This is a genomic window from Aggregatilinea sp. (assembly GCF_036822615.1).
GTDB lineage: Bacteria > Chloroflexota > Anaerolineae > Aggregatilineales > Aggregatilineaceae > Aggregatilinea.
The window spans coordinates 1-5,512 of sequence record NZ_DAISHJ010000195.1 but is presented as its reverse complement, the minus strand read 5'-3'; the positions used below and the strand labels follow the sequence as shown (position 1 = coordinate 5,512).

The 5,512-nt window shown below is 61.9% G+C and carries 5 protein-coding genes and 1 pseudogene; 2 read left to right on the top strand and 4 right to left on the bottom strand.

The window, feature by feature from the left end:
- From V7116_RS25265 to V7116_RS25255, 3 genes are all read right to left on the bottom strand, one after another.
- On the bottom strand, positions 1-712 hold a 712-nt coding region (locus V7116_RS25265), incomplete at its 3' end, for a PCRF domain-containing protein (RefSeq protein WP_324394777.1).
- 51 nt (positions 713-763) lie between these two features.
- The gene (ftsY, locus tag V7116_RS25260) at positions 764-1,675 is read right to left on the bottom strand and encodes a signal recognition particle-docking protein FtsY (RefSeq protein ID WP_324394776.1); all 912 of its coding nucleotides are present in this window, start codon (positions 1,673-1,675) and stop codon (positions 764-766) included.
- Between the two features lie 140 nt (positions 1,676-1,815).
- On the bottom strand, positions 1,816-2,316 hold the full coding sequence (locus V7116_RS25255) for a Rieske 2Fe-2S domain-containing protein (protein WP_324394775.1): 501 nt from the start codon (positions 2,314-2,316) through the stop codon (positions 1,816-1,818).
- Positions 2,317-2,613: 297 nt separating this feature from the next.
- On the opposite strand from V7116_RS25255, the gene lepA reads away from it, so the two are divergent.
- Positions 2,614-4,419 carry a translation elongation factor 4 gene (gene lepA / locus V7116_RS25250; protein ID WP_324394774.1) on the top strand — a complete coding sequence of 602 codons (1,806 nt, stop codon included), beginning with the start codon at positions 2,614-2,616 and terminating at the stop codon, positions 4,417-4,419.
- The gene (locus V7116_RS25245; RefSeq protein ID WP_324394773.1) at positions 4,412-4,999 is read left to right on the top strand and encodes a GNAT family N-acetyltransferase; all 588 of its coding nucleotides are present in this window, start codon (positions 4,412-4,414) and stop codon (positions 4,997-4,999) included. Before lepA ends, V7116_RS25245 begins: the two co-directional genes overlap by 8 nt.
- 66 nt (positions 5,000-5,065) lie before the next feature.
- Here V7116_RS25245 and V7116_RS25240 read toward each other — a convergent pair.
- Positions 5,066-5,512: pseudogene (locus tag V7116_RS25240) on the bottom strand (hypothetical protein); the annotation flags it as partial.

Sequence of the window (5,512 nt, the reverse complement as noted above, 5' to 3'; positions counted from 1 at the left end):
CCGTCTCGTTTTTCTGCACGTTCTGGCCGCCCGCGCCCGCCGACCGGTACGTGTCGATTTGCAAGTCGGTGTCCTTGATTTCCAGATCGATCTCTTCCTGCACGTCCGGCCACACCTCGACCAGCACGAACGACGTATGCCGCCGGTGCGCCGAGTCGAACGGGCTGAGCCGCACCAGCCGGTGCACGCCGCGCTCGGACTTCAAGTAGCCGTAAGCGTAATCGCCCTGAATCGCCAGCGTGACGCTTTTGATCCCGGCCTCGTCGCCCGGCATCTCGTCCACCACGTCGACCTTGAACCCGCGCCGTTCCGCCCACCGCACGAACATGCGCAGCAGCATCGACGCCCAGTCCGCCGCGTCGGTCCCGCCCGCGCCGGAATGGATAGCGAGGTACGTGTCTTCCGCGTCGTATTCCCCGCTCAGCTTGGCGCGAAACGCCAGAGCGTCGGCCACCACCGCCAGTGCGTCCGTCTCGGCGGTCAATTCGGGCGCGAGATCCTCGTCACCCAGTTCGGCCAGCTCGATCGCGTCGTGGATACGGCGCAGCGCAGCGTCCCACTGCTCGACATTGGCTTTTAGGCGGGACATCCGGCGCATTTTACGCTGCGCATCTTGCGGATCGTCCCAGAAAGTCGGCTGGGCCGATTCTTCCTCTAAGGCTGCGGCTTCCTCACGCTGTGAAGCGAGGTCAAAGACGCTCCATGAGCTGATCTAACGTTTCGCGCATTTCGTTCAGACGGCTGATCAAATCTTCCACGTGCCTTACTCCTCGTCGCCGTTTTCAAACAGGCTGTCTACGAACGCTGCCGGGTTGAAGAACACCAGATCGTACATGCCCTCGCCGATGCCGATGTAATGGATCGGCAGGCCAAGCTCCTGCTGGATGGCGAACAACATGCCGCCCTTCGCGGAACTGTCGAGTTTGGTCACGATCACACCCGTGATATCAATCGCTTCCTGGAACTTCTTCGCCTGCGTCAGCGCGTTCTGCCCGGTCGTGCCGTCCAGCACCAGCAGCGCCTCGTGCGGCGCATCCGGCACCACGCGGCGCAGCACGTCACGCACTTTGCGCAGTTCGGCCATCAAGTTCGAGTTGCTGTGCAGACGCCCGGCGGTATCCACGATCAGTACTTCCGCGCCGCGCGCCGTGGCCGCGTTCACCGCGTCGAACACCACCGCCGCCGGATCGCTGTTGGGCCGCCCGGCGATCACAGGCACTTCGGCCCGCTCGCCCCACATCTGAAGCTGCTCGATCGCCGCCGCGCGGAACGTATCGCCCGCCGCCACGATCACCTTACGGTTGTTCAGCCGCATGCGGTACGCGATCTTGCCGATCGACGTGGTCTTGCCCGACCCGTTCACACCCGCGATCAACATCACCGAAAGCTGCCGCCCACTCAGATTGAGCGGCGTCGGCTCCTTGAGCAGCCCGCGCAGCTCGGCTTTCAGCGCCTCGATTAACTGCGGCTGCTTGGTGATTCCCTCGCGCCGCACGCGCGACTTCATATTGTCGATGATTTTCATCGTCGTGGGCACGCCGACATCTGCCTGAATCAGCAGCGCCTCCACGTCGTCCCACGTCTCTTCCGTGATATCTGTCGAGCCAAACGCCTGCGCAATGCGCCCAAAAAAGGACTGCCGCGTCCGGCCCAGGCCTTTACGTAGCGATCCCACGCTGCCTCACCTTCCGTGATTGGATACCAATTTGGGGTATTTCTACGGAGACTATAGCCGATTTTGACCGCCGCAGAGTATAGTGGGTTGGCGGGGGTGCTGCAAGACAATTCTATCTCGCCGCTGCCCCTCGCCCGCGCTTACGCCAGCGCCACCTGCAAACGATCCCCCTCGCGCGCCACCGTATAGGTGCCCAGCGGTGCACCCGCCGGGCCGGACAGCACCGCGCCCGTATAATCGAACGTGGAATGGCTGGGGCACACGCATTTCAGCTTGCCCTCGACCGGATCGACTTGACGCTGGTTGTGCGGGCAGCGGTTGACGAATATGTAGTAGTCGTCGTCCGCGCCATGCACGATCAGCAGTGGTTCCGGCACGGCCTCGTCTTCGATCCGCATCGCGCTGTTGAGCGCCGCCAGATCGGGAACCTGGCTCAAATCGACGGTAAGCATGCCGTCTTCATAGTCCCACACCTCGTGCGCCAGCAGTTTCGTGTCCGAAACGCCCTGAAGCCGGTCCACGAGATCGGTTTGCGTGGCAACCACAGCGCCAATGCTGCCGGTTGCCGCCATCACCGCCGCGCACCCGCCGAGTCGCAGCAGCGTCCGCCGTTTCAATCCGCGATCCAAACTATCCGCCATCTTCTCCACCTCGTCGCATGAAACGTACTTTGACAATAGATACGAAACGCGGCGGCGTGTTGCGTACGGATTGCGTGCGAGAAAACAATCGCTGCGGTTCAATTGCACAATCGGGCCCGAATCGCTGTGCGGCAAAGTGACCAATCGGGGGATCATTCAGCGAAGTCTTAGCCGCGAAAAGGTGAGACTATGTTCAACCTGCCCTAACCGGGTTATACTAGGGCACAGTTCACCACTCGACCACCACACCCTACCGTCAGCGCGCAAGCGCATAGCACACGTAACTCAGAAGCCCACATGGACAAATCGCACATTCGGAACTTCTCGATCATCGCGCACATCGACCACGGCAAAAGCACCCTGGCCGACCGCCTGCTGCAAATTACAGGCACTATCAGCGAGCGCGATATGCAAGAGCAGGTGCTCGACAGCATGGAATTGGAGCGCGAGCGCGGCGTGACGATCAAAGCGTCTGCCGTGCGCATGCAGTACACCGCCTCCGATGGTGAAACATACGAAATGAACCTCATCGACACGCCCGGCCACGTGGACTTCTCCTACGAAGTCTCGCGTGCGCTCCAGGCGTGCGAAGGCGCGCTGCTCATCGTGGACAGCACCCAGGGCATCGAAGCGCAGACGCTCGCCAACCTGTACATGGCCCTGGAACACGATCTTGAGATCATCCCGGTCGTGAATAAGATCGACCTGCCCGGCGCGATGCCCGACGACATCGCCCAGGAAGTCGAAGACGTGCTCGGCTACCCCGCCGAAGATGTGATCCGTGTCAGCGCCAAAACCGGCCTGCACGTCGATCAGATTCTCGAAGCCATCGTCCAGCGCATCCCCGCGCCCAAAGGCGACGCGACCCTGCCGCCCCGTGCCCTGATCTTCGACAGCCACTACGACTCGTACAAGGGCGTCATCGCCTACGTGCGCGTGGCCGAAGGTACGTTTAAGTCGGGCCAGGAACTCAAGCTCATGGCGTCCGGCGCGCAGGCGATCCCGATCGAGCTGGGCGTGTTCAGCCCCGATATGAAGCCGGTTTCCGAACTGGCGGCGGGCGAAGTCGGTTACATCGCCACCGGCCTGAAGACCGTGCGCGAGTGCCGCGTGGGTGACACCATCACGCTGGCGCAGGGCGGCGCGGCTGAGCCGATGCCCGGCTACAAGCACATCAAGCCCATGGTGTACGCCAGCTTCTACCCGTCCGACAACGACGACTACAACAACCTGCGCGACGCGCTTGAAAAACTCCAGCTCAACGACGCCTCGCTGACCTACACGCCCGAAACGTCGCAGGCGCTCAACTTCGGTTTCCGCGTCGGGTTCCTGGGCCTGTTCCACATGGAGATCGTGCAGGAGCGGCTCGAACGCGAATACGATCTTGACATCCTCGCCACCGCGCCCAGCGTGGAATATCAGCTCCTGATGCGCGACGGCGAGACACTCACCATTACCAGCCCCGCCGATCTGCCCGATCCGAGCGTGATCGATGAAATCCGCGAGCCGTGGATGTCGATCGAGATCTTCACGCCGGAAACGTACATCGGCGCGATCATGGAACTGGTGACCTCCAAGCGCGGTGAGTACGTGAACATGGAATATCTCGATCCCATGCGCGTGCAGCTCAAGTATAAAATTCCGCTGGCCGAAATGATCGTGGATTTCTACAGCCGCCTGAAGGCCGCGACGCGCGGATACGCCAGCCTCGACTATCACCTGGACGAATACCGCGCCGAAAAACTGGTCAAGCTGGACGTACTGGTCAACAAGCAGCCTGTCGATGCGCTGGCGATGATCGTGCATGAGGACGAGGCCTTCCACAAAGGCCAGAAGCTCGTCTCTCAGCTCAAGCGCCTGATCCCGCGCCAGCTCTACGAAGTGCCGATCCAGGCGGCGATCGGCAAACACATCGTCAGCCGCGCCAATGTCAAAGCCCTGCGCAAGGACGTGCTTGCCAAGTGCTACGGCGGCGACATCACGCGCAAGAAAAAACTGCTCGAAAAGCAGAAAAAAGGCAAGAAACGCCTGAAAATGATCGGTAACGTCGAAGTCCCACAGGAAGCGTTTATGGCAGTCTTGAGGTTAGACGACGATGACTAACGACACACAGCACAGCAGCGCGCACCCCCTCCCTCAATATGTCACCGGTGAGCGGATCATCATCCGGCCCACAACCCGCGCTGACGCGCCCTACCTCCACCAATGGTGGAACAATCCGGCCATCATGGGTCCCTCCGGCACAGGGGACGGCATGCAGAACTATGACGAAGCGGATGTGGACGCGTGGTTCCGCCGTCATATCGATAACCGGAAGAAAGAACCCCGGCATTTCGTGATCTGCCGCCGCGACGGTGACCAGACGCCCATTGGCGAGTTTTATATCTCCTGCGACGACCGCCCCGGCTGTGTAACCTTCTCGATTTCCATTGGCGATACGAGCCTGTGGGGCCAGGGCTACGCCAGCGAAGCGGTACTTGCCTATGCGGCGGCGGTCTTCGAAGATAACTGCTGCGGGGCCATGCGCCTGGATATACCCGTGAACAACACGCGCGCTATGCGTATGGCGGAAGCCATCGGCTTCCAACTTGAGCACACCTGGGCCAATGGCCTGAAACGCACCCTGATCCTCACGCGCGATGCCTTCGAAATGCGCCGGGCATCGCTCGAAAAACACTCCTGACACAGTGGCGGGGCGCTCCGTTGAAGCACCCCGTCAGGTTCATCTCACGAAAACGTCCAGTCCTGATTACGCCAAACTGATCTCTGCCAGCCACGCCTCGACGCTTACGCGCATCGGCGGCGGCAGCACACCCACGTCTTCCAACAGCGGCAGCGCCTCACGCAGCGTAAACACCGCCGCCACGCTGAAGCCTGCCGCTTCCAGCGCCTCACGCGCGCCCAGCCCCAGGTCGATCACCGCGACGACTGCGTGAATCTCCAGCCCAACCCGGCCCGCCAGCGCCCGAAGCGCTTCCGCCTGCGCACGATCCAGCAGCGTATCCGACAGCAACACGGTCGGATGCCCGACGTCATACGCGCCCTCGATCACAAACGCGGCACCCGCTTCCGCCGGATGCACGGCGGGGTACAGCACGACGCGATCCGCGACCAGCGCCAGCGCCACGCCGAGCGGGATCGCCGTTTTCGTGGTCAGCACGCGATCCGCGCCGCTGGACGCCACGAGCGGGTCCAG

Excerpts from the sequence above, each read along its gene's own strand:
- lepA (WP_324394774.1), top strand. The coding sequence starts at position 2,614 with ATGGACAAATCGCACATTCGGAACTTCTCGATCATCGCGCACATCGAC.
- V7116_RS25255 (WP_324394775.1), bottom strand. The coding sequence starts at position 2,316 with ATGGCGGATAGTTTGGATCGCGGATTGAAACGGCGGACGCTGCTGCGA.
- V7116_RS25245 (WP_324394773.1), top strand. The coding sequence starts at position 4,412 with ATGACTAACGACACACAGCACAGCAGCGCGCACCCCCTCCCTCAATAT.